Raw genomic sequence first — 25277 nt, 5'->3', positions numbered from 1 at the left:
GCGCCGGCGTCCCTACCCGACATCCCACTTCGGAGCTCGATCCCATGACCACTCACACCACCTTCGCGCCACCGGCGATGTTCCACGGGGTGCGCGTGCTGATGCCGGGTTTCATGCTCTGCACCGTGATCGCGATCACCGCGACTTTCGTGTCCGATCACTACGGCGGACCCCAGTTTCTCTATGCGCTGCTGATCGGCATCGCATTCCATTTCCTCGCCGACAGCGAGAAGTGCATCCCGGGCATCGAGGCTTCCGCGAAAAAGCTCGTGCGCTTCGGCGTCGCGCTGCTCGGCGCCCGCATCGTCGCGACCGACGTCAGCGATCTCGGTCTCGTCGGCGTCGGCGCGCTCGTCGGCGCGGTCGTGCTGACGATCACGTTCGGCCTGCTGTTCGCACGGCTCCTCGGCCTGCCGCCGATGCTCGGCCTGCTGTCGGGCGGCGGCACCGGGATCTGCGGGATCTCGGCGACGCTCGCGATCTCCTCGACGCTGCCGGCGACGCGCGACAACGAGCGCTACACGCTATTGACCGCGATCGGCGTCGCGATCTTCTCGACCGTCGCGATGGTGCTCTATCCGCTCGTCGTCAAGGCGGCGGGGCTGTCCGTCAGCGAGGCCGGCCTCTTCCTCGGCGGCTCGATCCATGACGTCGCGCAGGTCGTCGGTGCGGGCCTGATCATTTCGCCCGAAGTCGGCGACGCGGCGACGCTCGCGAAGATGTTCCGCGTCGCGATGCTGATGCCGGTCGTCGTCGTGCTCGCGATGATGTTCCACGCCGAGCGCAAGCGCGAGCACGGCGCGAACGGCAAGAAGACCCCTGTGCTGCCGCTCTTCCTCGTCGCGTTCGCCGCGCTTGCGACGCTGAACAGTCTCGGCTGGATTCCCGAACCGGTCGTCGCACTCAGCTCGGACGTCTCGCGCTGGTGCTTAGTGATCTCGATCGCCGCGCTCGGCGTGAAAACTTCGCTCGAAAAGCTCGCCGAGCTCGGCTGGAAGCCGATCGCGCTGCTGTCCGGCGAAGCGCTGTTCGTCGCCGCCTACATGCTCGCGATGGTCTTCGTCAGCCGCGCGCTCGCGTAAGACTCGTTCGATCCGCAACGACTCCCTCAACAGGAACCGCATGAACGCCCCCGAAAAGTCATCACGAACGCGCCCATCGACGCGGCGCCAAGTTTTACCGGAGGTCCCGAAGTGGAATCCCTGACGATCGAACTCAATGGCGCCGCATACCAGCTCGGCGCGGGCGCGACGCTGCACGACCTGATCGCAAGCCTCGAGCTCGTCGGCAAGCGCGTCGCGGTCGCGGTGAACCGCGAAGTCGTGCCGGCGCCTCGCTGGGGCAAGCGCGCGCTATGCGTCGCCGACCGCGTCGAGATTGTCGTCGCCATTGGCGGCGGCTAGGAATCAATCAGAAAAGGAGCGAGAACATGAAGCCGAACGACACGCCGGACGACTCCTTGCGGGCCGCGCCGCAGGCGGACGAAGGATTCACGATCGCCGGCAGGAGCTACGCGTCGCGCCTCCTGGTCGGCACCGGCAAGTACCGCGATTTCGACGAAACGCGCGCGGCGGTCGATGAGAGCGGCACCGGGATCGTCACCGTGACGATCCGCCGCGTGAACATCGGCCAGCACGCGAACGAGCCGAGCCTGCTCGACGCGGTGCCACCGGACCGGTTCACGATCCTGCCGAACACCGGCGGCTGCTACACCGCGGCGGATGCCGTCTACACGCTGCAGCTCGCGCGCGAGCTTCTCGACGGTCACCCGCTGTGCAAGCTCGAAGTGCTCGGCGACGACAGGACGCTGTTCCCGAACATGCCCGAGACGCTGAAGGCGGCGGAGGCGCTCGTGAAGGACGGCTTCGACGTGATGGTGTATTGCAGCGACGACCCGATCCAGGCGCGCATCCTCGAGGACCTCGGCTGTGTCGCGGTGATGCCGCTCGCGAGCCTGATCGGCTCGGGCATGGGCATCCTCAACCCGTGGAACCTGTCGCTGATCATCGAGCAGGCGAAAGTGCCGGTGATCGTCGATGCCGGAGTCGGCACCGCGTCGGACGCGGCGATCGCGATGGAGCTGGGTTGCGACGGCGTGCTGATGAACACGGCGATCGCGGGCGCACGCGATCCGATCCGGATGGCGCGGGCGATGCGCTTCGCTGTCGAAGCGGGGCGCGATGCCTACCTCGCCGGCCGCATTCCACGCCGCTTCGCCGCGGCGCCGTCGTCGCCGATGGCCGGCCGGATCGTGTGAACCGCAAGGGTCCATCGGGCTAAATTTCAGAAAGAGAATCGTAACGTACCGGAAAACGAAATATGTATTGACAACGTTTGGTGTCCAGCCTAATGTTGATCAAGTTCCGAAAAACGGTACAAGAAGTTTCGTATAAACGATAAAACGAGTGAAAGGAGACCGAACTCATGAATACCGCAACCGCCATCGAGCCCCGCAGCGAAGCCACCGCCGAGACCCTCGCAGCCTTCTCGGACGCCTGGAACCGGCATGACCTCGACGCGCTGATGAGTTTCATGACGGACGACTGCGTGTTCCACGCGGTAGCCGGCCCCGACCTGTTCGGCAAGACCTTCGAAGGCCGCGAGGCAGTGCGCGCGGGCTTCCAGCTCGCGTGGCAGACCTTCCCCGACGCCGCGTGGCGCGACGGCGAGCACTTCGTCTGCGGCGACCGCGGCGTCTCGGAATCGACGTTCAGCGGCACGAAGGCCGACGGCACGCGCATCGAGGCGCGCATGGTCGATGTCTTCACGTTCCGCGACGGCAGGATCGCGGTGAAGAACGCGTACCGCAAGGACCGTCCGCCGGTCGCGAAGGCGGCCTGAACGCGGAAGGAACCCTCAGGAGTCGGGACATGGAAGCCATAGCAGAAAAGCGGATCGTCACGAACGCGCGCGCGACTGCCGCCGCCCAACCGTACGACCCCGCCTACGATCCGCTGGTATCGGCGACGCCGGGGCAGGGCCGCGACTACGCGCCGACGTACTGGATCGGCACCGCCGGCGAGCCGCCGGCCGACGACGGGCCGGTCACGCACGACATCGACGTCGACGTCGCGATCATCGGCTCCGGCTTCACCGGGCTGACGGCGGCGATCTTCCTCGCCGAGAAGCACGGCATCAAGGCGACGGTGCTCGAAGCGAACCGCAGCGCGTGGGGCTGCAGCACGCGCAACGGCGGCCAGGCGCAGTGTGCGTCGGGGCGGCTCAAGCGCTCGCAGTGGATCGAGCGCTACGGCCTCGACACCGCGCTGCGCCTGCACGAGGAAATCTGCGACGCGATGCAGACCTTCAAGGGCTTGATCCGCGACATCGACTGCGAGCCGCAGCCGGGCGGTCACCTTTACATCGCGCACAAGCCGCGCGTGATGCCGACGCTCGAGAAGGAGGCGAAACTCCTGCGCGACGTCTTCAAGTACGACGCCCGCATCCTCGACGCTGCCACCGTCAAACGCGACTACGTCGACGACAAGGAAGCGGCGGGCGCGATGCACGAGCCCGAAGGCATCGGCATTCACGCGGGCAAGCTCGCGTTCGGCTACCTGCGTAAAGCGCGCGCGCTCGGCGTGAAGGTACACCCGGCGAGCCCCGTGATGGGCTGGGAAACGAAGAACGGCGTGCATTACCTGAAGACGCCGGGCGGCATCGTCCGCGCCCGCGCCGTCGGCGTCGCGACCGGCGGCTACACGTCGAACAGCCTGCACCGTGAATTCAGGAATCGGCTGCTGCCGATCCTGTCGAACTCGATCGTCACGCGGCCGCTGACGCCGGCCGAGATCGATGCATGCAACTTCCGCACGACGCAGGTCATCACCGATACGCGCATTCTTCGCCACTATTACCGGCTCCTGCCCGACAACCGGGTGCAGATCGGCAGCCGCAGCGCGATCACGGGCCGCGACGCGCCGCAGGACAAATACAGGCAGTTCCTGATCCGCGATCTGCACCGCAAGTTTCCGGCGCTCGCGGGCATCCCGATCGACTACTCGTGGTGGGGCTGGGTGGATGTCAGCCACGACATGATGCCGCGCATCGTGCAGCCGGACCCGAAGACTTCGATCTACTACGCGCTCGGCTATGGCGGCAACGGCGTGATGTATTCGGCGCAGGCCGGCCGCCGGCTCGCCGAGAACATCGCCGGGGTGCGCACGCCGGAGCTGCCGATCTTCCGCTCGCGTCTGCCGTTCCCGAACGTGCGCGAAATGGTCGAAGCGGAACTCTTCGCGCCGTTCCGCCGCTTCGGCCAGTGGTGGCTGTACCGCTGGTACACCTTCAAGGATGAAGTGCTTTGACCGTCCGGCCGTTTGGCGGCGGCGGAGCACGGACCGGTAAAGAGCCGACCGCCAGACCCGTAGCCTGATACCCGTAGCACCCGGTCCGTCCCCCGCACGATCCCAAGGGGTGCGGGCCGTAGCGCAGCAAAGCCGCAACACCCATTAGAAAGAGATCGAGGAGACAAAGATGAAATTCCGCAAGAACGTACTGCTTTCGTTCGTCGCCGCCGCAAGCCTGATCGCCGCCGCCCCGGCCGCGCTCGCGACGACTTTCAAGATGGCGATCGGGGATGCCGCCGGTGGCACGCAGTGGGAGCTCGGCAGCTCGTTCGCGAAGAACCTCGAGCAGAAGACCGGCGGCAAGCACAAGGTCGACCTGTTCCCGAACGGGCAGCTCGGTAGTGAGGAAGACACGGTCAACAACGCGGCGATGGGCGTGCTCGATTTCTCGATCCTCGCGGTGAACAACATCACGCCGTTCTCGCCGACCGTCGGCCTCTTGACGATGCCGTACGTGATCCAGAGCGCCGATGACGCGAAGAAGCTCACGCAGGGCGAGGTCGGCAAGGAGCTGACCGAGAACACGATCCGCGACGCCGGGGTGCGCATCGTCGGCTGGGCGTATTCCGGGTTCCGGGTGCTGACGAACTCGAAGAAGCCGGTGACGACGCTCGACGACCTGAAGGGCCTCGTGATTCGCGTGCCGAAGAACGAGATCATGATCGCGTCGTACCAGGCGTGGGGCGTCAATCCGACGCCGATGTCGTGGTCGGAAACCTTCACCGGGCTGCAGCAGCGCGTCGTCGACGGCCAGGACAACCCGTACATCACCGTTTCGGCGATGAAGTTCTACGAGGTGCAGAAGTACGTCACGAACCTGCGCTACATCTTCTCGCTCGAGCCGCTCGTCGTCAGCGAGTCGGTGTTCAAGGACCAGAAGCCCGAGGTGCAGAAGGCAATCCTCGATGCCGGCCATGAAGCGACCGAGCACAGCTTCAAGTATCTGCTCGAGACCGAAGAGAAGATCAAGAAGGATCTCGTCGCACGGGGCCTGCAGATCACCGAGCCTGCCGACGGCGAAAAGGAGTGGATCGCGAAGGCGACGACCACCGTGTGGCCGAAGTTCTACAAGAGCATCGGCGGCAAGGAGAAGCTCGACCGCGCGCTGCAGACGCTCGGCCGCTAATCGTCCGTAGCGCTTCGCGATGCGGAGGCGGCGCGCAGGCAGTGCGCGCCGCCCGCCGAAACGCGTCCGCGAATCGCCGAAAGCTCCGAGCAAATCATCCGCTCACGCCACTTCAGTTCCGCGCCCGCTGCGCCCGCCCGAGCGCCGCGCGAGCGGAACCGCCCCGCCCCCGAATTCTGGAGTCGCTCATGTCCGTATCGCGCGTTCTCGTCAAATTCGTTTCCAATATCGAGGAGTACCTGTGCGAGGCGCTGCTCGCGTTCTTCGTGCTCCTGCTCTTCGTGCAGATCCTTCTGCGCCAGTTCTTCCAGTACTCGCTGCCGTGGGGCGAAGAGCTCGCGACTTACCTCTTCGTGTGGTTCGCCTACCTCGGCTCGGTCGTCGCGGCGAAGATGTCCGCGCACAATCGCGTGTCCTTCCATTTCCGCTTCTTCCCGCCGATCGTGAAGAAAGTCAGCGAAGCGACTGCGGACCTGATCTGGGTCGCGTTCAACCTGTATTTCGTCTGGCTCAGCTACGACTTCGTGTTCAACCGTATGAACGTCTTCTGGAAGTCGCAGACGATCGGCCTGCCGATGAAGTACTTCTACATGATCCTGCCGGCCGCGTTCCTGCTGATGTCGGTGCGCATCCTGTGGAACAACTACCTCTCGCTGTTCAAGGGTGTCGAGATCGTCGATCCCGAGGCCGAGGAAATCGAGAACCTCAAGCGCGTCGCTGCCGCGCATGCCTGACCCGGAGTCGCGAAAATGGATGCCTACATTCTCGAAATCCTGTTCGGTGGCTTCTTCGTGCTGCTGCTGCTGGGTGCGCCGATCACGGTGTCGCTCGCCGGCGCAGCGATGGGCGCCTTCATCGTGCTCGACAAAAACCCGATCGCGTTCGTGCAGATCGCGTTCACGTCGGTCGGCAGCTTCCCGCTGATGGCGCTGCCCGCGTTCGTGCTCGCCGGGGCGCTGATGGAAGCGGCCGGCATCTCGAAGCGGCTCGTCGACATCGCCGAATCGCTCGCCGGCCCGATCACCGGCGGGCTCGGCGCGGCGACGGTGCTTGCGTGTCTCTTCTTCGGCGCGATTTCGGGCTCCGGCCCGGCGACGACCGCCGCAGTCGGCATGCTGATGATCCCGGCGATGACGCAGCGCAAGTACGAGCGCAGCTACGCGTCGGCGGTCACCGCCGCGTCGGGCGGCCTCGGCATCATCATTCCGCCGTCCATCCCGATGGTGATCTTCGGCATCTCGGCGCTCGGCATGAACCCGCCGGCCGAGGCGATCGAGAAGTTCGGGGCGTTCGAGTCGCTGTCGATCCCGAAGCTCTTCGTCGCCGGCGTCATCCCCGGCCTGATCATGGCCGGCAGCCTGCTGGTGGTGAACTACATGATCTCGGGCAAGCGCGGCTATCGCGGCCTGACCGAGAAGTGGTCGACGGACGAAATCAAGACAGCGCTGCGACGCGGCGTGTGGTCGATCCTCGCGCCGGTTATCATCCTCGGCGGCATCTACACGGGGCTTTTCACGCCGACCGAATCGGCAATCGTCGCGATCTTCTACACGCTGTTTGTCGGCCTCGTGCTGCATCGCGAGCTCAAGTTCGAGGCGCTGTTCAACTCGCTGAAAACGACGACCTGGATCACCGGCCGCGTGCTGCTGATCCTGTTCGCGGCGACGGTGTTCGGGCGCCTGCTCGTCGAACAGCGCATTCCGGCGACGATCGCCGAGTCGCTGCTGAACCTCACCGACAATTTGTACCTGATCTGGGCGCTGATCATCATGTTCCTGCTGTTCGTCGGCATGTTCATGGAAACGCTCGCGGCGATCATGATCCTGGTGCCGGTCCTGCTCCCGGTCATGTACATGATGGGCGCCGACCCGACGCACGTCGGCATCGTCGTGATCTGCGCGCTGTCCATCGGCTTCCAGACGCCGCCGCTCGGCGAGAACCTGTTCGTTGCGTCCGGCATAGGCGGCTCGACCGTCGAGGAGATCGTCGCGCGCATCCACCCGTTCGTGATTGCTTCGACGATCGCGTTGTTCCTCATCGCGTTCATGCCGGATCTGTCACTGTGGCTGCCGCGGATGATGGGCTACTGAGCGGCATTCGCCGCAAAGGAGAGATCGAGCCATGTTTACCAGAATCCGTATCGTTCGCGCCCTCGTGCTCGGTGGTTTCGCGCTGTGGGCCGGGACCGCATTGCCGCAGGACGTGGGCCGGGCCCGTGCGGATGGGCCGCGCATCGTGACCGCTGCCGAAAAACGCGCGGCTGTGCTCCTCGAGCGGGCCGTGCGCCACGTCCAGGCGCACGGCGAAGCCGGCGTCCAGGCCTTCGCTCGCGAGGAGCAGTTCGTCGACCGCGACCTCTACGCGTATGCGCTGCGCACCGACGGGCGCTTCCTCGCGAGCTGCGGTTTTTCCGCCGCTCTCGTCGGGACCAACGTGCTCGACTACACCGACGCGGAGGGTAAGCCGTTCTTCCACGAGATCGTTCGGCTCGCGAAAGAGCAGGGCGGCGGACGGGTCGAATATAAATGGTTCAACCCCGCCGACAGCCGCGGCGAGCCGAAGGTGACGCTGTTCCGCAAAGTGGGCGGCCTGATTGTCGCCGTCGGCTACTTTTCTCCCCGCGCGACGCCGGCCGACGCAAAGGCGATGGTCGATGCGGCGGCGAAAGCGGTGAAAGCCGATGAGGCCATCGCGTTCGCCGCATTCCAGCGGATCGACGGGCGCTTCGTGCGCGACGACTTGTACGTGTTCGCGGTCGACCTGCGCAGCCGGCGTTTCGTCGCCTACGCCGCTCAACCGGGTCTCGTCGGCACCGATTCACACCGACTCGTCGATCCGACCCGGCGGCACATCGTCAGCGAGATGATCGCCCAACTGGGCCAGAGCACGAGTGGCAAGCTCGACTACAAGTGGCTGAATCCCGTTTCGGGAAAGATCGAGTCGAAACGCAGCTATATCCGACGCGTAGGTGAAACGATGGTCGGCGTCGGCTACTACAAGCGGTAACGCTCGCAGCAGTCTCGTCGCCGTTGGATAGAGCGCATGCTCGCATGCCTCGGCGACATCTTCGCTGTCACCCGCATCGAGAGTGTGGCGGTGTCGCAGTCATCGCATTCTATGACCCGAGCGGTCTGTACTGAGCGCCGCGTTCAGCGCGACGTGGAGGGCAGACCGGTCCCGCACGATAGCGACATTGGGGAGGCGGTTAGCGGAACGGGCAAGCTCGAGGGAGTCCAGGGCAGGGATGCTCCACATCGAGCACGTCTCTCAAACTGCCCTCAATTTCATTGCGGAAGGCGAATTGGCATCCAACGCGTGGTGTTCGTCGCCCGGCCCCGAACTCGTGGCGCAATCGCCGGCCCTAGCATGCGCAACTGCGAAAGCCGTTGTGCAGGTCATTGCGCTCGGGAGTGAAGTAGTTGCGGTAGCGCGGATGCGCGATGCGCGGGCTTGTCGCCCGACTCGCGCCGCGCAGCACGTAGCGGTCGCCGAACCACGGCGCCGAGTAGTCTCGGTACGGGTGGGGGACGAAACCGGGGTAGGGCGCGAAGCGGCTGTCGGTCCATTCCCAGACCTCGCCCCAGCGGAATGCCGGATGCGTCAGCGCGGCGACTTCCCATTCGGCTTCGCGGGGGAGGCGCCGCCCTGCCCAGCGGCACCACGCGTCGGCTTCGTCCCAGCGCAGATGCACGGCCGGAGCATCCAGCGGCAGCGCCTCCCAGCGGCCAAAAACGCAGCGCTGCCAGCCGCCGTCGTCCCGGCGCAGATAGCGCGGGGGCGCGGCGCCGGTCTGCTCGACGAAAGGCAGGTAGCGGCGCCAGCTCACCACCTCGGAATCGATCTCGAAGGCCGGCACCGCGACCTCGTGGGCCGTCACTTCGTTATCGAAGGCGAAGCCGTCACCGTGCCAGCCGAGCGTCGAGCTCTGCGCCGCGACCCGCAGTGCGCGAGCCTCCGACATGTTACTCTCCGGCCCGAGCAGCGGCTCGGGCAGCGGGATATCGAGCGCTTGCGCCATGTAGATCCCGGCCTCGCCGTGCATGTCCTCGTGAAACAATACCAAGCGGAAAAAATACAGGTCCGCGTCGGTCTCGGGCGTCGCGGCGAGCAGCGCCAGCGTCTCCGCCAGGCTCTCGGCCAGATAGGCGCGGGTCGCGGCGAGGTCGGGCAGGTCGAGCTGCCAGCGGGTCGAATGCGGTACCTTGCTCGAGTCGTACAGCGCGTCGGCCTGCGCGAAGCGCCCGGCGAGGCGCTGATGGTCGGGGTCGCAGGCGACGCCCATCGCGCGCTGCCGGTTGCGCGCGATCCAGTAGTCCTGGAACCAGCCGATATGCCCGGCTTCCCAGCGCGGCGGGTTGAGCTGCGGCGAACAGGGAACCGCCAGCGACTCGCCGAGCGCGGCGGCGTAAGCATCGAGCAGCGCCAGCGTGCGCGCGCGGCCGTCGGCAAGCGCGGCGGCGAGGACCTGGCGGCCGCCACGACGGGCGGCTTCGGAGCGGGCGGCGTCGACGTTCATGGAAGGGGCGACGTGTAATGACCGGTGCCACGAGTATGCCGCAACTGGTGATCGTCAGTCCGGCGCTGCGCGATGCGAACAACGGCAACTGGCAGACGGCGCGGCGCTGGCAGCGGCACCTCGCGGGCCACTGCCATGTGCGCATCGTCAAGGCTTGGCCAGATGCGCTGGCCACCGGCGACGCCGCGATGATCGCCCTGCATGCGCGTCGGTCGGCGCAATCGATCGCGGCCTGGGCCAGCGCGCGCCCGGGCAAGGGCCTGGCGGTGGTGCTCACCGGGACCGACCTGTATCGCGACGTCATTACCGACGCTGCGGCGCGGCGCTCGCTGGATCTCGCGCAGGCGCTCGTCGTGCTGCAGGAATGCGCGCCGCACGCGCTGCCGGAAGCGGTGCGCGCGAAGGCGCATGTGATTTTCCAGTCCACCACTGCGCGAAAGGCGCTCGCGAAGTCGTCGCTTCATCTGCGGGCGGTGATGGTCGGCCACCTGCGCGAGGAAAAGTCGCCGCAGACGCTGTTCGCCGCCGCACGGCTGCTCGCCAAGCGGCGCGACATCTTCATCGACCACATCGGCGATCCGCTCGATCCGGCGCTCGGCAAGGCCGCGCGAGCGACAATGGCTGCGGCACCGAACTACCGCTGGCTCGGCGGGCAACCGCACGAGGCGGTGCGCCGCCACATCCAGCGCGCGCATCTGCTCATCCACGCGAGTCGCATGGAAGGCGGCGCGCACGTCGTGATGGAAGCGGTCGCGAGCGGCACGCCAGTGCTCGCATCGCGCATCGACGGAAACGTCGGGATGCTCGGTGCCGATTATGCCGGCTACTTTCCGTGGGGCGACGCCGAGGCGCTGGCGGCGCTGCTGTTACGCTGTCGGGAATCGCTCGTGGGAGAGGGCGACAGGCTGATCGCACGGCTGGCCGAACAGTGCCGGCAGCGTGCACCGCTGTTCGCACCGGAATGCGAGCGTGCGGCGCTGCGCCGGCTGGTCGGCGATCTGCTGTCGCGACCCGCGGGAACGAGCTGAATGCGGACGCTGATGAAGACGATCGGGCACGACCCCGCCTCCTTTGCCGCCCCCGACGCTGCCCTCGAAGCGGCCCTCGAAGCGGCCCGGCTTCTGATATAACAGCCCTCCCGGCGGCTCCGTGCCGCATCGTGCCGCCCGCGAAGCGTCACTGGAGAGTGGAGAACCCGATGATTCCGATATCCAACCTGATTTCCCGCTGCGCGCTAGCGTTTACGTTGATGCTCGGTGCGGCCGCGGCCCACGCGCAGGTCTTGCGCGTATCGGCGATTCCCGACGAGGCGCCGACCGAGCTGCAGCGCAAGTTCAAGCCGCTCGGGGAGTATCTTGAAAAGGAGACCGGCCTCGAAGTGGTGTTCACCCCCGTCAGCGACTACGCGGCCGTGGTCGAAGGCCTGGCGGCGAAGAAGATCGATCTCGCCTGGCTTGGCGGATTCACTTTCGTGCAGGCCAGACTGCGCACCCACGGCGAGGCGCTGCCGATCGTCCAGCGCGTCGAAGACGAAGTCTTCACCAGCAAGTTCATCGTGCCGGCCGACAGCCCAGTCAAATCGCTTTCCGAGCTGAAGGGCAAGACTTTCGCCTTCGGTTCGCCCTCGTCGACCTCGGGACACTTGATGCCGCGCTTCTTCCTGCTCGAGGACGGCATCGACCCCGACAAGGACTTCACGCGCATCGCCTTCTCCGGGGCGCACGACGCGACCGTCGCGTTCGTCGCCTCCGGTCGCGCCGAAGCGGGCGTGCTCAGCGCCTCGGTGCTGGACAAGCTGCTCGAGAAGGGCGACGCCAACGCCGGCCGCGTCAGGGTCATCGCCACGACGCCGCCTTACTACGATTACAACTGGACGGTGCGCCCCGGCCTCGACGCGGCGCTGCGCGAAAAGATCGCCGATGCGTTCCTGAAGCTCGATCCGTCTGATCCTGTCCACAAGGAACTGATGACGCTGCAGCGAGCCTCGAAATACGTGCCCACCACCAGCGCCAATTACGACGCCATCGAGCGTGCGGCGCGCAGTGCCGGGCTGATCAAGTAAGCCCCCGCGGAGCGCGCGAATGGGATTTGAACTGGAAAGCGCCGGGCTGACCCACGGCAACGGCTTTCGCGCGCTGCAGCGCGTATCGCTGCGCGTAGGCCGAGGCGAGCGGGTCGCGGTGATCGGCCCGTCGGGCGCCGGCAAGACCAGCCTGATCCGGCTCCTCGGCACCGCGCTGCGCCCGACCGAAGGGCGGCTCGACGTTCTCGGCGCCAACCCTTGGCGGTTGTCGGCGGGCGCGCTGCGGCGCCTGCGGGCGCGCATCGGCACGATCCACCAGAGCCCGCCGATCCCGCCGCGCCTGCGCGTGGTCACCGCGATCCACGCCGGACGGCTCGGCCGCTGGCCGGCGTGGAAAGGCCTGCTGTCGCTGCTCTATCCGGTCGACGTCGCCGGAGCGCACGCGGCGCTCGCGCGCTTCGACCTCGCCGACCGCCTGTTCGAGCGCTGCGACCGGCTCTCGGGCGGGCAGTTGCAGCGCGTCGGCATCGCCCGCGTGCTCTATCAGCAGCCCGACCTGATCCTCGCCGACGAGCCGGTTTCCGCGCTCGACCCCGCGCTCGCCGATGCGGCGCTCGGCGAGCTGGTCGCCGAATCGGCGCGCAGCGGCGCCAGCCTGTTCGCGTCGTTGCACGCGGTCGACCTGGCGCTCAAGTGGTTTCCGCGCATCATCGGCCTGCGCGGCGGCGAAGTGGTGTTCGACCTGCCAACCGCCCGCCTCACGGATTCGATGCTGCACGAACTCTATGCCGCCGAGGGCGCCATGCTGCCGGTGCAAGCCCGGGACGCCGCGGCCGGCGCGACGACCGATCCCGAGGCGGACGCGAAGGTCATTCGCCTCGACACCTCCCGCGGACGCTGAACATGAGCGCATCGACCCAAGCGCTCTCGCCGCCCCATCGCGACCCGGACACCCGTGCGCGGCTGGGCTGGACGCTCGTGGCGCTGGTGCTGCTGTGGCCGCTGCTGGTGCTGGCCGAGTTCCGCCCCTGGGCGTTGTTCGACGCCGGCAATCTGCGGGTCATGGGCAGCTTTCTCGGCGGCTTTCTGCCGCCGGCCACCTCGACCGAGTTTCTCGGTTACCTCCTCGATGCGACGCTGGAAACGATGGCGATCGCCACCGCCGGCATCGCGCTCGCGCTGCTGCTGGCGGTGCCCCTCTCGATCCTGAGCACGCGCGCGCTGGCGGTGTCGAAGATCGGCCCGGGGCCGGGGCGCCTGGGCGACAGGATGGCGCGCGCCGCAGGACGAGCGCTACTGACTTTCCTGCGCGCAATTCCGGAGATCGTCTGGGCGCTGATGTTCGTGCGCGTGCTCGGCCTCGGCCCTGCGGCCGGCGTGCTGGCGCTCGCGATCACCTACGGCGGAATGCTCGGCAAGGTCTACACCGAGATCCTCGAATCGATCGACACGCGCCCCGCGCGCGCGATCCTCGAAGCCGGCGGCGGGCGCTTCGCCGCCCTCGCTTACGGGCTGCTGCCCAACGCCGCGCAGGAGCTGACCTCGTACACGGTCTATCGCTGGGAATGCGCGGTGCGCGCCTCGGTGATCATGGGTTTTGTCGGTGCGGGCGGGCTCGGACAATTGATGGACCAGTCGATGAAGATGCTCAACGGCGGTGAAGCGGCGACGATTCTCTTCGTCTTCCTCGTGCTGGTGTTGTTCGCCGACTCACTGAGCGCGACCCTGCGCAGGGCGCTCGCATGAACGAGACCCGCGAGCCCTGCGCCCCGCGAGGCGCGGCCGACTTCTGTCTGAGTTGCGTGCTGACCTGCGCGCTGGTCGCCGCCGCGGTAGCGGGGAGCTTTGTCTATCTCGGAATCGACTTCGGAACGCTCTTCTCGGTCGGCGCAGGGGCTGACATGGCGCGCTTCGCAGCGTCGTTCTTCCCGCCCGATCTCGAACCCGACTTCCTGCGCAAGACCGCCTACGGAGCCTTGCAGACGTTCGCGGTGGCGATGATCGGTACGCTGCTCGCCGCGGCCGCCGGGTTGCTGCTCGCGCTGCCGGCGGCAGGGCGCCACGGCGCCGCGGCCGAACGCCTGTCGCGTTTCCTGCTCAACCTGTTGCGCAGCGTGCCCGAACTGGTGTGGGCGACGCTGATGGTGCTGGCCGCCGGGCTCGGCCCGTTTGCCGGGGTGCTGGCGCTGGCGCTGCACACCACGGGCGTGCTCGGCCGGCTGTTCGCCGAAGCGATCGAGAACGCCCCGCCGCAGCCCGAGCAAAGCCTTCTGGAAACCGGCAGCGGCGGAGTGCCGGCCTTCCTCTATGGAACCCTGCCGCTGGTGTGGGCCCAATCCGTGGCGTACGGGCTCTACCGACTGGAGATGAATATCCGCATGGCCGCAGTGCTGGGCTTCGTCGGCGCCGGTGGCCTCGGGCAGATGCTGTACTTCCACCTGTCGATCTTCCAGCAGGCACAGGCAGCCACGGTGCTGATCGCGATGTTCGTGCTGGTGCTCGCCGTCGACGCGCTGAGCGACCGCCTACGGGCATGGATGGGGCACAGTTGATTCAAGACTTGGACGCGTTTTACTGCATGCTAGCGCGCTCGACCGAGAGGACCGCCGGCAACTCCCGGTCAGCGGCGAAGCTGTCGGCTAGCGGTGACCGGCATCGCCCGCGCTCATCGGCCCGATGACGTACCGCCGCATCATCTCGTTGTCCTCGTGCTCGACGATGTGGCAGTGCCAGACGTATAGCCCCGGACGATCGAACAACGCCTTCACCCGGGTGATCTCGCCCGGATAGGCGATGACCGTGTCCTTGGGGCCAGTCTCGCCGGGCTCCGGCCCGTACGGGGCGCCGTCGAACGGCTGCCGATCGACCACCTCGAACTGCACTTCGTGGATATGGATCGGGTGCGCGTCCTCGGTGAAGTTGTGGATCTCCCAGGTCTCGATCGACTCGAGCGCGGGGTTCTCGGTGACCTCGTTCTGCCAGTCGAGGGGGATGTTCACGCCGTTCTCGTCGATGATCCCGAGCTTCGCCTCGACGGGTCCGTCGAAATCCGGCGATCCGGCCGTCTTCTCGTTCAGCGCCACCTTCCGCGTGAAAGTTGCCAGTCCGAGCGGCCTCAACGCCGGCAGCAGGAGTTCGGCGGGCGGCGTGCTCGGATCCGCAGCGGTGAGGGGAACGATCCGGAACTGCATCACTTGGCCGGTGGTGCCAGCATCGGCGGCCGCGAAGTCGTCGTCCGGCACGCCGCCGCCGAACGGCTCGTCCGGCCCGAGGTTCCGCAAGGTGATCTCTACGCCGACCGTCCGCCCCGTGAAGTCGACGATCACGTCGGCCCGCTCGGCGGGCGCCAGCAGCAAGCGGCGGAGTTGCACTGCGGCAGGCAGGAAGCCGCCGTCCCCGCCGATCTGCCAGAAGGCGAGAGCGGGGTCGTCGAACTCGAGGATGAGGAAACGCGAGTTGCAGCCGTTCAGAAGCCGGAAGCGATATCGGCGCGGCTCGACTTCCAGGTAGGGCCAGGTGCGGCCATTGACGACGATGGTGTTGCCGAAGAATTCCGGGTTCCAGATCGGCGGCACCTCGGTGTGAGGGAAGTACGGCCCCTCGTAGCCGTCGAAAAACGTGCGGCTGTCCGGGTAGAACAGCGAGCCGTCGGCGTTGAACGAGCGGTCCTGGATCGCGAGAGGAATCTCGTAATGCCGTCCGAAGGGATCGGCGCCCATACCGGCGGCCGGTCCGGGGAGCACGGCGTCCGGCACGTCGCGGTCGCCGCCGCGGATCAGATAGAAGCCCGCCGGTCCCGCATAGACGTTGAGCCGGGTCATGCCGAGCGTGTGGTCGTGGTACCACAGCGTCGCCGCATCCTGGTCGTTCTCGTACTCGAATACCGCCGAGCCGGTCGTCCATGCCTGTCCCATGCGCGCTTGGGCCTTCGCGCGGAACCGCTGGTATTCGGAGCCGAAGCGGGCGAAACCGCCGGGAATGTTGCTCGCGTGCGGTAGATACCACGCCTCCGGGAATCCGTCGCTGTCGTCATGGGTGTGCCCGCCGTGGAGATGAGTGACGATGGGAACCGGGCCGGTGTAGGGTCCGGGTGTCGCGTCGACGACCGGATGCGCATCGCGCCCCGTAGGGCCCCCGGCAGGATTCGCCCAGTGCAGGCTCGCATCGACTGGTAGCAGGTGCTGCAGGTACCGGCCGTGCTCGTCCACCAGGCCGTTGATCCACTTCACCCGAACCGGCGCACCGTACCGGGCCTCGATCGTGAAGGCGGGGTAGTGGAACGTGTCGGAATGGTTGACGGAGCCGTAGCTCCACACCGTCGTCATCGGCATGCCCCTCGGCAGGATCTGCTGCTGGAACTGGCGGACGGCGATTTCGTAGTAGTCGACGTCGACCGTAGGCGTGGGCGGCGGGGTCTGCGGCATCGCCGGCGGGATGACCAGCGGCATCCGGTACTTGGAGATCGTCGTCGGATCGAGGGTGCCGCCGGGAATAGGGGCGGCAGATGCATGCCGGCTGCCCCATTTCCATGGCAGCAGCAGGGCACCCATCCATACAGTCGCTTTCAGGAACAACCGTCGGGTGATCATGGCCCCTCCTTGGCTGCTGCCGGCGAAGACTGCTCAGGGAAAATTACATGCTGCAAGAACAGAGCCAAAGGGCGGCGTCAAGCAAGATCAAGAGCTTATGAGGATGTCGAGGTGGGGGATGTAAAGGATTCCGACAGCGCGTGCAAACCGCCGTCCTGCAGGGCGCGGATCACGGGCGCTGCTCTCGCTCACACCTGCGGCTTCGTCGACGCTAACCCGCAATCGCTGACTCAAAGCGTGCGAGGAAAGCCTTGCCCAGGATTAGGGGCCGCGCTTACTCAGCGATGGTCGCGTCACGCCTGCAGGAGTTTCGGCCGCAATTGCCGCCTGATTGCAGGACCGCCCAACTGATCCATGCGAAAGCATCCCTTGAGGAAATTTCTGAGGCGGCAGAGTCGGAAGGCCTGCATTCGCTTGCCGCCATGCTGGCGGAGGTAGAGCAGGAAAGGGGGGGCGACTGATTTCAGAGGTCTTCGCGCGCCTGCAGCCCAAGGCGGCGCAGCTTTTCCCACAGCGTCTTGCGCGTGATGCCGAGCGCTTCGGCGCTGCGGGTCATGTGACCGCCATGCTGCTCGAGGACCATGCGCAAGTAATCGCGTTCGCAATCCATCAGGTAGTCGGCCAGCGGACGTGAAGGCGGGGGTTGGTCAGGACCTGCGTCCAGTCCTTCGCCGAAGAACGCGTCGGCCCCGAGGAGCGGGCCAGGGGACAGGATGCAGGCGCGCTCGACCGCATGCTTCAGCTCGCGGACGTTTCCCGGCCACGCATAGCGGGTGAGTGCTTCCTCGGTGCGGGGGTCGATGCGCCGCTTTTCCTCGGGGTGGGCGCGATTGAACGCGTCGACGAAGTGATGCACGAACCAGGGAATGTCCTCTCTGCGTTCGCGCAGCGGCGGGATGCGCAGGTGAATCACATGAATGCGATAGTAGAGATCGTCGCGAAAGCGGCCTTCGTCGACCATTGCCCTGAGGTCGCAATGCGTCGCGCAGACCAGGTGGAACTCGATGGCGATCGGGGCTTCGCCACCCAGGCGCTGCAGCCTGTGTTCCTGCAGCACGCGCAACAGCTTGGCCTGCATCGACAGAGGCATGTCGCCGATTTCGTCGAGGAACACCGTGCCGCCGCCCGCCTGCTCGAAATAGCCCCGCCTCGCCTTGGTCGCGCCGGTGAAGGCGCCCTTCTCGTAGCCGAACAATTCCGCCTCGAGGAGGGTGTCCGGAATCGCGGCGCAGTTAACCGCGACGAACGGCGCCTGCGGACCGGCAGCGTAGCGGTGGAACAGGCGCGCCACGTGTTCCTTGCCGACGCCCGACTCGCCGGTGATGAGCAGACTGTCGGCATGGCGGGCGAGGCGGGGCAGCGATTCGGCGATCCGTCGCATCGCGGGTGACACTCCCAGGACTTCTGCACCCGCCAGGATCTGTCCGGCCCCGTAGCCCTCGGCCAGCGCACGCACTTTGGCGACCAGCGCATCCGGGTCGAACGGCTTGGTGATGTAGTCTGCGGCACCGGCCTTGATCAGTTCGACAGCGCGATCGATGCTGCCGAAGGCGGTCATGAACAGGAAGGGTGGCAGCATAGGCACCGATGCGAGCAGATCGAGGAACAGCTCGCCCCCGTTGCAGTCGGGCAGCCGGATATCGCTGACGACCACTGCATGGCGGTGCGTTGCGAGCGCAGCCCTGGCTTCGATGCCGGTACGGCACCAATCGACATCGAAGCCTTCGAGCCGAAAGCGGTCGGTGAGGGATTCGCCGATGATCTCGTCGTCCTCGATCAGACAGAGCCTCGACCGCGTCTCGCTAGGATTTGCCATAGGGAATCTCGATGGTGAAAGTCGTGGCGCCGGGCTCGCTTTCGACCGCGATCTCGCCGTTGAGCTGTCGGGTGATCTGGTACACGATCCACAGCCCCAGACCGTGTCCGGTCTCTCGCCCGGTCGCGAAGGGCTCGAACAGGTAGGCCATGTCCCGCTGCTCGATATGCGCGCCATCGTTGAAGACGGCGAGCATCAGCTGTTGCGGCGAAGTGTATGCGTTGAGGCGCACCGTGCCGCCTTCGCCCGCCGCCACCGCGTTGAGCAGCAGATTGAGCACGATCTGCCGCAGCAGGGTCGCCGGGAGCGGAACTGGTTCGGCAATGCGCCCGTCGACGACGATGCGCACGGCCTGCGCATGGGCTTCGGCTTCGACCAGAATCACCAGGTCGTCGATATCCTCGGGGGCGAAAAAGCGGTCTTCGACTTTCGCTTCCACCAGCAGCGCGCTGACGGTGTTGCGGATCTGCGTCAGCCCGCGCTGCAGCAGCGATAGCGTGCGCTCGGTGCGCTGCGGATCCCCCCCGTGGCGCTGGAAAGTGTTGATCGCCGTGAGCATGCCGGTGAGGGGATTGTTGATCTCGTGTGCGATGCCGGCGGTCAGTCGACCGATCGCGGCGAGCCGCTCCGAGCTGAGCATCTGTCGCTCCATCTCCGGTTTGACCTGCATCTCGGCCACCATGCGGCGAAAGGCTTCTCCAAGCTGGCCGATTTCGTCGTCGCTGCGCGGAAGGTCCGCGAGCCGGGCCGCCTCGAGCTCGAGCGGGATCTGCTTCATCGCTCCGGCCAAGCGCAGCAGGGGCTGGGCGGTGCGGCGGGCCCACACCCAGGACACGGGGAGGAGGATGAGAAGCACCACCAGGGTGACCCAGGCTGCCCGTCCGACCTGGCCGAGGAAACGGGGAAGCAGCGCCGGCCTGGCGTAGGCGAGGATGACATGGCCGAGTGCGATGCCGTCGGCGATCAGCGGTGTCATGATGAAGAACAGCGGGCTGTCGCCAGGCTCGAGGATGCGCTGATCGGCGGGGCTGCCGCGCGAGAGTTCAGCGCGCAACAAGCCGTAGGCGCCCCCTGGCGCAGCGGCGCTGGTGCCGATGGGAAACGCGCGCGGCCGGGTCGATACGAAGACGCGGTAATCCGCATCCGTCACCAGCACGACCAGCGCCTGCAGTTCCGGTGCGGCGGGGTTGGGCTCATGAGCCGACTGCAGGATCTCGTAGGCACGCCAGATGTCGTCATGCAGCACAGGCATGACGAGCGTATGCGCCAGCACTCGTCCCATGCTGCGCGCGTGGCCTTCGAGGTTCTGGCGCACGATGTCGTAGTCGCGGGCGACCAGTGCGACCGTGACCGCGAGCGCCGTGCCCAGGACTGCCGCCACGACGCGCAGCGGAATCTTCCAGCGCAGTGACAGATCGGCGAGCGTCCTCATGGATTTCTCACGCGCGCGGCCATGCGTGCAATTTCGTCGAACAGCTCCGATTTGCCCGGGATGAAGCCGTCCAGACGCAGGAGCAGGTCCATGCCTTCGGGGTCCGCCGCCATGTCGAGCAGAACGCCACGAAAGCCTGCCAGTTCGACTGCCGGAATATCCGACCGGGCGACGAAAGGCGGGTAAGCGAGCGGCGGCGAGCGCTCGATCACTCGCGTGGCCCGGGTAAGGTCCGGGTGCAATTCGGCGAGCGTCTCCCAGACATAGCCGTCGACCGCCCCGCCGTCGGCCAGCGCAATGCCGACTGCCTCGACCACCTTGCGGTGCGCCCAAGTGAAGAAACTGCGCGAGAAGAAGTTGTCGGGATTCTCACCTTGCGTGGTGAGCAGGTAGCGGGGGTAGAGATAGCCGGAATTCGAGTCGGGATCGGAGTAGGCGAATACCTTGCCGCGCAGCTCGGCGAGCGTCCCCGTTCGGGGGTCGTCGGCCGGCACGATGAAGTAGGACTGGTAGCACGGCTCACCCCGCCACAGCGGCACAGCCACCAGCTTCAGTTCCTGGCGGTGGCGCACATAGGGATAACCGCACACCCAGGCAAAATCGAGCTTGCCCGCGCGGAGCAGATCCATGATTTCGCGATAGCTGCCGCGCTGGACAAACACGACGGTGCGCCCGAGCTTCACCTCCAGCCAGCGTCTCCACTGGCTCAGGAAACCCATCTGGTCGTCGAGAAAGACCGGTGTCAGGCCGATGCGCACCGGGATGTCTGCGGCATGGGAAGGCAGCACCGTCAGTGCTGCCAAAGCCCCGACGCCGCGCAGGAATGCGCGCCGGCCGCAGGCTTCAAGAAGGGCAACGTCCCTGTCCATGCCGAGGATGATAGGCGCCGAACCTGCGTCCTGTCAGCAGAGGTGCGAGAGGGCGCCGTTACGCAACGGTAACGGCTTGCAGCGCAGCAATCGCTAGCGATGTTACGACTTCGTAACGCCGGTCACGAGGGTATCTGGGCTGCGGTTTTCGCAATCCCTTGCCCGCCAGGACCTTTCGCCTATTTCCCTGTTCATGGCCCGGTTATTGCACCTGTCCGGGTGTGAAGGGAGGCGCTATGCGCTCGCGGCAAGGTGACCGCGAGCCGTGAATCGCCATCTCGAATGCGGAGCACGCCGCGGCATTCAACGGAGGTGAAAGCATGAGTGAAGAACTCAGGGTCTCGCCCATCGAGACCAGGGAGGCGCCGGGCAAGCGTCGATTTGCGATGGTGGTCGATACCCGTCGCTGCATCGGCTGCATGGCCTGCCAGGTGGCGTGCAAGGCGGAGTACGACACACCGCTCGGAGTCAATCGCACCTGGGTGCCGTACAAGGTCGTCGGCAAGTATCCCAACGTAAAAAAGCAGTTCCTGCCGCGACTGTGCAATCACTGCGACGATCCCCCGTGCGTGCGCAACTGCCCCGTCGAAGCCACCTACAAGGTCGAGGACGGGGGCTTCGTGCTGCAGCGCTACGAGCGTTGCATCGGTTGCCGCAGCTGCATGGCGGCCTGCCCGTACAACGCGCGCTTCATGCTGCCTTCGCACCGCACCTACACGCCGATCACGAATGTCGTCGACAAGTGCACCTTCTGCTTCCACCGCGTCACGCAGAACCTGGTGCCGGCTTGCGTGCAGACCTGCATCGGCCGATCGCGTGTCTTCGGCGACCTCAATGATCCAAACAGCGAGGTTTCCTATCTGGTCGCGACCAATGCCACGCAGGTGCTGCGTCCGGAGGAAGGCACGAAGCCGCACGTGTTCTACATCGGCGCCGATCGCAACCAGACCGAGTTCGGTCGCGATGCCTACCGCAAGCCCGACGTGATGGAACTCCAACGCTCGGCGTTCAAGCGCCACTTCGACATCTGAGGAGACAAACATGGGCGATTTCGTCTGGTTCCACGATGTGTCGTGGCACGCGACCTACGCGATCTACTTCTTCATCATCGGCATCGTTGCAGGCCTGACCTTCCTGTCCTTTCTGTCGTGGCACAACGAGGCGCTGAGGCCGATCCGGGCGAGTTCGGCCTGGGGGGCGTTCGTGCTGCTGGCGATCGGCGGCTTGCTGTTGATCGCGGACCTGTCCCAGCCTCTGCGCTTTTTCAACATCCTCAATCCGTTCTATCTCAATTTCGGCTCGCCGCTGGCTTGGGGGGCGCTGAATATCGTCAGCTTCGGCATCGTGCTGGTGGTCTATTTGTTCATGTTGCGCAAGGGCGGCGGAGGCGGCAGGTGGATGGCGGGGATTGCAGCGCTGCTGGCGCTCGGCCTGCCGATCTACACCGGCTTCGACCTCACCGTGCATCAGTCGCGGCCGGTATGGAACACGCCGATCATTCCGGTGCTGTTCGTTGCGATGGCAATCGCATCGGGCTCCGCAGCGGCGTCCCTGCTGGCCGGCAGCAACGCTGAAACCCGCGCCACGCTGCGCCAGTACCTGCTGTGGTCGACCGGCGCGGTCGGCGTGATGCTGGTGTCCATCCTCGGCACGACCCACCACGGCGGCTCGGCGCAGGAGCTGACTTACCTGATCCTCACGACGGGCACGATGGGACTGATCTTCGTCGGGATCGGCATCGTCGCCGGCACCGCAGCGCCGATCGCGCTGCTGCTCGCGCCTTTCGGCCGCCAGCAGCTCGGTGTGGTGCTCGCCGGGATGCTCGTGCTCGCAGGCGGGGCGGCGCTGCGCTACGCGCTGCTGATGGGCCCGCAACAGTTGCAGACCCTGTACTGACCGGTCAGGCAAGGAGATCTCGAAATGGACTTCCCGAAAATCACCCGCCGCACCTTCCTGCAGGTCAGTGCCGGCACCACGGCCGCAGTAGCAGTCGCCCCCAGATTGCTGCACGCGATGGAAAACGAACTGGGAGGCAAGGATTTCAGCCCGGAAAACGCCGCCGAGCGCAAGGCGATCCCGGTGAACTGCCATGTCTGCAACATCCAGGACGGCGCCATCGCCTACGTCGAAAACGATCGTGTGGTGAAACTCGAAGGCAATCCGGAACACGTGTCGACGCGTGGCCGCCTGTGCGCGAAGGGCAATTCCGGCATGTGGTACAGCTACGACCCCGACCGCATCCTTTATCCGCTCAAGCGAGTCGGTGCACGGGGCGAGGGTAAGTGGAAGCGCATCACCTGGGACGAGGCGTTGACCGAGGTGGCCGGGAAGCTCGATGCCGCGCTGAAGGAGGATCCCAACACGATCATGCTGAAGTACGGGCGCAACCGCACCGGCGGTACGCTCGAACGCTTCATGAAGACGCTCGGCTCGGCGACCGTGCTCAACCACACTTCGGTGTGCGAGTCGTCGAAGAAGGTCGGGCAGGAGCCGACTTGGGGGCCGGACATCGAAACGCCCGACTTCGCCAACGCCAAGTACGTGCTGAACTTCGGCTCCAACATCCTCGAGGCGGCCTACTTCCACAATCCGCTGTCGCAGCGCGTGACCGAAGGCCGGGTGGACAACCACATGAAGATCGTCACTTTCGATGTGCGCCTGTCGAACACTGCCGGCTTCTCGGACGAGTGGATCCCGGTGTTCCCCGCGACCGATGGCGCAGTGGCGCTGGCGATCGGCCACGTGATCCTGCGCGAGGACCTGCAGGACAGCGAATTCATCGACACCTGGACGAACGTTACGGTCGATGAGCTGAAGGCGCACTACGCGCAATACACGCCGGAATGGGCGGCCAAGATCTCCGGCGTGTCGGTGCAAACGATCGAGCGCATCGCGCGCGAGTTCGCAACCACCAAGCCGGCGACGCTATTCACCTACCGCGGCCCGGCCAAGCACCTGTACGGCTCGTACAACGAGAAGGCGTGCATGATGCTGCCGATCATGACCGGCAACGTGGAAAAGCGTGGCGGGTACTGTCTGCCGCGCGGCATGGGGTGGCCGCAGCCGATGCCGCAGCCGTCGGGGCCGAAGCAGGATTCGGTGCTCGCGCACCCGCCGGAGTATCCGCTCGCCGCGCACAAGGTCAGCCACCTGGTGCCATTCTGGATCGCGGAGGGGCGGCAGAAGATCAACGTCGCCTTCACCTACCAGGACAACCCGGTCTACACCAACCCGGGCGCTCAAGCGGTGTGGGGCAAGCTTTACCGCGACGAGAAGCTGATCCCCTATTTCATCTCGATGAGCTCACACATGGGCGAGGAGACCGCGCTCGCCGACATCATCCTGCCCGACTGCCCCTACCTCGAGCGCTGGGAACCGGAGTCGATGCCGAACTCGCTGTGGCCATGGTTGGGCATTCGCCAGCCGGTGCACAAGTCGCTCGGCGAATCGCGCGAGAACCGCGTGCTGCTGCGCGACATCATCTGGAAGCTCGACCCGGACGGCTCTCGCGGCATGAAACAGTTCTGGGAGTTCAAGGATGGCGAGGACTACATGCGCCACCACTTCGACAACGTGCCCGGACTGAAGGAGGCGGGCGGGCTCGACTTCCTGAAGAAGCACGGCGTGTGGCCGATCTACGGCACGCTCGACCCCAGGACCGGCAAGGTCACCGACAAGACCGGGCGCGAGATCCAAGCCGAGTACGGCCTGTACAAGAAGGAATTGTCGGGCGCCGACATCGAAGGCGCGATGGTGGACGCGCACGGGCTGATCACGAAGAACGGCAAGGCGATCGGCATCCGCCGCGATGGTCACGACTACGTGGGCTTCCCGACGGGCAATCGGCTGATCAACGTACGTGTCGATGAGTGGGCGGAGTACGGCTTCAATCCGATGCCGACTTTCAAGCGCATCCCGTGGCACGAAACCATGAAGGACGACGAGATGATCCTGTCGACCTTCAAGCTGAACGTGCACAAGCAGTCGCGCACGGCGGCGGTGAAGTGGCTGGCCGAGATCGCGCACAGCAACCCGGCGTGGATGAACCCGGAGACGGCGAAGAAGCTCGGCGTGAAGACCGGCGACCTGGTGCGGGTCGAGAGCCCGGTCGGCTATCTCGTCACCAAGGCCTACGTCACTGAAGGCATTCATCCGAAAGTCATTTCGATCGCGACCGGGTTCGGGCACTGGGAATACGGGCGGCTCGCGACGCTGAAGCTGAAGGACAAGCCGGCTTTCGGTGGCACCGAGGATCCCGACCTCGACAACGTGTGGTGGGACGACCGCGGCGTGCATCCGAACGCGATCATCCCGGTGGTCGCCGATCCGATCGGCGGCTCGCAGGGCTGGTACGACACCGTCGTGAAGGTCAGCAAGGCGGGGCCGGACGACAAGTACGGCGACATCCATGGCGACTGGGACAGGCATTACGCGGCCTACAAGGAAACTATGCGCTACGCGTACACCGGGGATATGCACCGCAAGATGCACCCCGAGATGGCGTCGTGGGCGGGGCCGGAGAGCGTGAAGCCCAAGGCATCCGGCGGACACTGAACA

22 protein-coding genes are annotated in these 25277 nt (G+C 66.0%); 17 read left to right on the top strand and 5 right to left on the bottom strand.

Going from position 1 to position 25277, the window contains the following annotated elements; genetic code table 11:
• The first annotated feature begins 77 nt into the window (after positions 1-77).
• The 9 genes from GO608_RS18235 to GO608_RS18195 all read left to right on the top strand — a co-directional run bounded on the left by GO608_RS18235 (position 78) and on the right by GO608_RS18195 (position 8481).
• Positions 78-1082, top strand: a complete 1005-nt coding sequence (locus tag GO608_RS18235) for a YeiH family protein (RefSeq protein WP_169198611.1) — start codon at positions 78-80, stop codon at positions 1080-1082.
• Positions 1083-1193: 111 nt separating this feature from the next.
• Positions 1194-1403 (top strand): sulfur carrier protein ThiS, encoded by a 210-nt coding sequence (gene thiS / locus GO608_RS18230; RefSeq protein ID WP_281505761.1) that lies wholly within the window; start codon positions 1194-1196, stop codon positions 1401-1403.
• 26 nt (positions 1404-1429) lie between these two features.
• Complete coding sequence (locus GO608_RS18225) at positions 1430-2257, top strand: thiazole synthase (protein WP_169198596.1); 828 nt, start codon at positions 1430-1432, stop codon at positions 2255-2257.
• A gap of 167 nt (positions 2258-2424) precedes the next feature.
• Positions 2425-2841, top strand: coding sequence for a nuclear transport factor 2 family protein (locus GO608_RS18220; RefSeq protein WP_169198595.1), 417 nt, complete (start codon positions 2425-2427; stop codon positions 2839-2841).
• 29 nt (positions 2842-2870) lie between these two features.
• Positions 2871-4307 carry an NAD(P)/FAD-dependent oxidoreductase gene (locus tag GO608_RS18215; protein WP_169198594.1) on the top strand — a complete coding sequence of 479 codons (1437 nt, stop codon included), beginning with the start codon at positions 2871-2873 and terminating at the stop codon, positions 4305-4307.
• Between the two features lie 169 nt (positions 4308-4476).
• Positions 4477-5475: a TRAP transporter substrate-binding protein gene (locus tag GO608_RS18210; protein ID WP_169198593.1), complete on the top strand. Its 999-nt coding sequence runs from the start codon at positions 4477-4479 to the stop codon at positions 5473-5475.
• Between the two features lie 188 nt (positions 5476-5663).
• Positions 5664-6209, top strand: a complete 546-nt coding sequence (locus GO608_RS18205) for a TRAP transporter small permease (protein WP_169198592.1) — start codon at positions 5664-5666, stop codon at positions 6207-6209.
• A 15-nt stretch (positions 6210-6224) separates the two neighbouring features.
• A complete protein-coding gene (locus tag GO608_RS18200) occupies positions 6225-7565 on the top strand; it encodes a TRAP transporter large permease (RefSeq protein WP_169198591.1) in 1341 nt (446 codons plus the stop codon).
• A gap of 31 nt (positions 7566-7596) precedes the next feature.
• Positions 7597-8481 carry a cache domain-containing protein gene (locus GO608_RS18195; RefSeq protein ID WP_169198590.1) on the top strand — a complete coding sequence of 295 codons (885 nt, stop codon included), beginning with the start codon at positions 7597-7599 and terminating at the stop codon, positions 8479-8481.
• 355 nt (positions 8482-8836) lie between these two features.
• Here GO608_RS18195 and senA read toward each other — a convergent pair whose 3' ends face one another.
• Positions 8837-9991: a selenoneine synthase SenA gene (gene senA, locus GO608_RS18190; protein ID WP_169198589.1), complete on the bottom strand. Its 1155-nt coding sequence runs from the start codon at positions 9989-9991 to the stop codon at positions 8837-8839.
• 17 nt (positions 9992-10008) lie between these two features.
• On the opposite strand from senA, the gene senB reads away from it, so the two are divergent.
• The 5 genes from senB to phnE all read left to right on the top strand — a co-directional run bounded on the left by senB (position 10009) and on the right by phnE (position 14566).
• The gene (senB, locus tag GO608_RS18185) at positions 10009-11019 is read left to right on the top strand and encodes a selenoneine biosynthesis selenosugar synthase SenB (RefSeq protein WP_169198588.1); all 1011 of its coding nucleotides are present in this window, start codon (positions 10009-10011) and stop codon (positions 11017-11019) included.
• Between the two features lie 170 nt (positions 11020-11189).
• Positions 11190-12053 (top strand): putative selenate ABC transporter substrate-binding protein, encoded by an 864-nt coding sequence (locus GO608_RS18180; RefSeq protein WP_169198587.1) that lies wholly within the window; start codon positions 11190-11192, stop codon positions 12051-12053.
• 19 nt (positions 12054-12072) lie between these two features.
• Entirely contained in the window at positions 12073-12915 is an 843-nt protein-coding gene (locus GO608_RS18175) for a phosphonate ABC transporter ATP-binding protein (RefSeq protein ID WP_169198586.1), read from the top strand.
• A gap of 2 nt (positions 12916-12917) precedes the next feature.
• Positions 12918-13760: a PhnE/PtxC family ABC transporter permease gene (locus GO608_RS18170; RefSeq protein ID WP_169198585.1), complete on the top strand. Its 843-nt coding sequence runs from the start codon at positions 12918-12920 to the stop codon at positions 13758-13760.
• Positions 13757-14566, top strand: coding sequence for a phosphonate ABC transporter, permease protein PhnE (gene phnE / locus GO608_RS18165; RefSeq protein ID WP_169198584.1), 810 nt, complete (start codon positions 13757-13759; stop codon positions 14564-14566). The genes GO608_RS18170 and phnE overlap by 4 nt, the downstream gene beginning before the upstream one ends.
• Before the next feature lie 87 nt (positions 14567-14653).
• On the opposite strand, the gene GO608_RS18160 is transcribed toward phnE, so the two are convergent.
• From GO608_RS18160 to GO608_RS18145, 4 genes are all read right to left on the bottom strand, one after another.
• Positions 14654-16603, bottom strand: a complete 1950-nt coding sequence (locus GO608_RS18160; protein WP_169198583.1) for a multicopper oxidase family protein — start codon at positions 16601-16603, stop codon at positions 14654-14656.
• A 463-nt stretch (positions 16604-17066) separates the two neighbouring features.
• Positions 17067-18419, bottom strand: coding sequence for a sigma-54-dependent transcriptional regulator (locus GO608_RS18155; RefSeq protein WP_169198582.1), 1353 nt, complete (start codon positions 18417-18419; stop codon positions 17067-17069).
• A complete protein-coding gene (locus GO608_RS18150) occupies positions 18406-19851 on the bottom strand; it encodes a sensor histidine kinase (protein ID WP_169198581.1) in 1446 nt (481 codons plus the stop codon). The genes GO608_RS18155 and GO608_RS18150 overlap by 14 nt, the downstream gene beginning before the upstream one ends.
• On the bottom strand, positions 19848-20720 hold the full coding sequence (locus GO608_RS18145) for a substrate-binding domain-containing protein (RefSeq protein ID WP_169198580.1): 873 nt from the start codon (positions 20718-20720) through the stop codon (positions 19848-19850). The genes GO608_RS18150 and GO608_RS18145 overlap by 4 nt, the downstream gene beginning before the upstream one ends.
• A 320-nt stretch (positions 20721-21040) precedes the next feature.
• Between GO608_RS18145 and GO608_RS18140 the strand changes: the two genes are divergently transcribed.
• From GO608_RS18140 to GO608_RS18130, 3 genes are read left to right on the top strand one after another with little or no spacing between them, the layout of a single operon-like run.
• Positions 21041-21751: a 4Fe-4S dicluster domain-containing protein gene (locus GO608_RS18140; RefSeq protein ID WP_169198579.1), complete on the top strand. Its 711-nt coding sequence runs from the start codon at positions 21041-21043 to the stop codon at positions 21749-21751.
• A gap of 10 nt (positions 21752-21761) precedes the next feature.
• Positions 21762-22616, top strand: coding sequence for an NrfD/PsrC family molybdoenzyme membrane anchor subunit (gene nrfD, locus GO608_RS18135; protein WP_169198578.1), 855 nt, complete (start codon positions 21762-21764; stop codon positions 22614-22616).
• Between the two features lie 24 nt (positions 22617-22640).
• Positions 22641-25274: a molybdopterin-dependent oxidoreductase gene (locus GO608_RS18130; protein ID WP_169198577.1), complete on the top strand. Its 2634-nt coding sequence runs from the start codon at positions 22641-22643 to the stop codon at positions 25272-25274.
• Positions 25275-25277 lie beyond the last annotated feature (3 nt).

It is taken from the genome of Aromatoleum buckelii, assembly GCF_012910785.2.
Taxonomy (GTDB): domain Bacteria; phylum Pseudomonadota; class Gammaproteobacteria; order Burkholderiales; family Rhodocyclaceae; genus Aromatoleum; species Aromatoleum buckelii.
The sequence above is the reverse complement of the archived record's forward strand: the minus strand, read 5'-3'. Positions and strand labels throughout refer to the sequence as shown.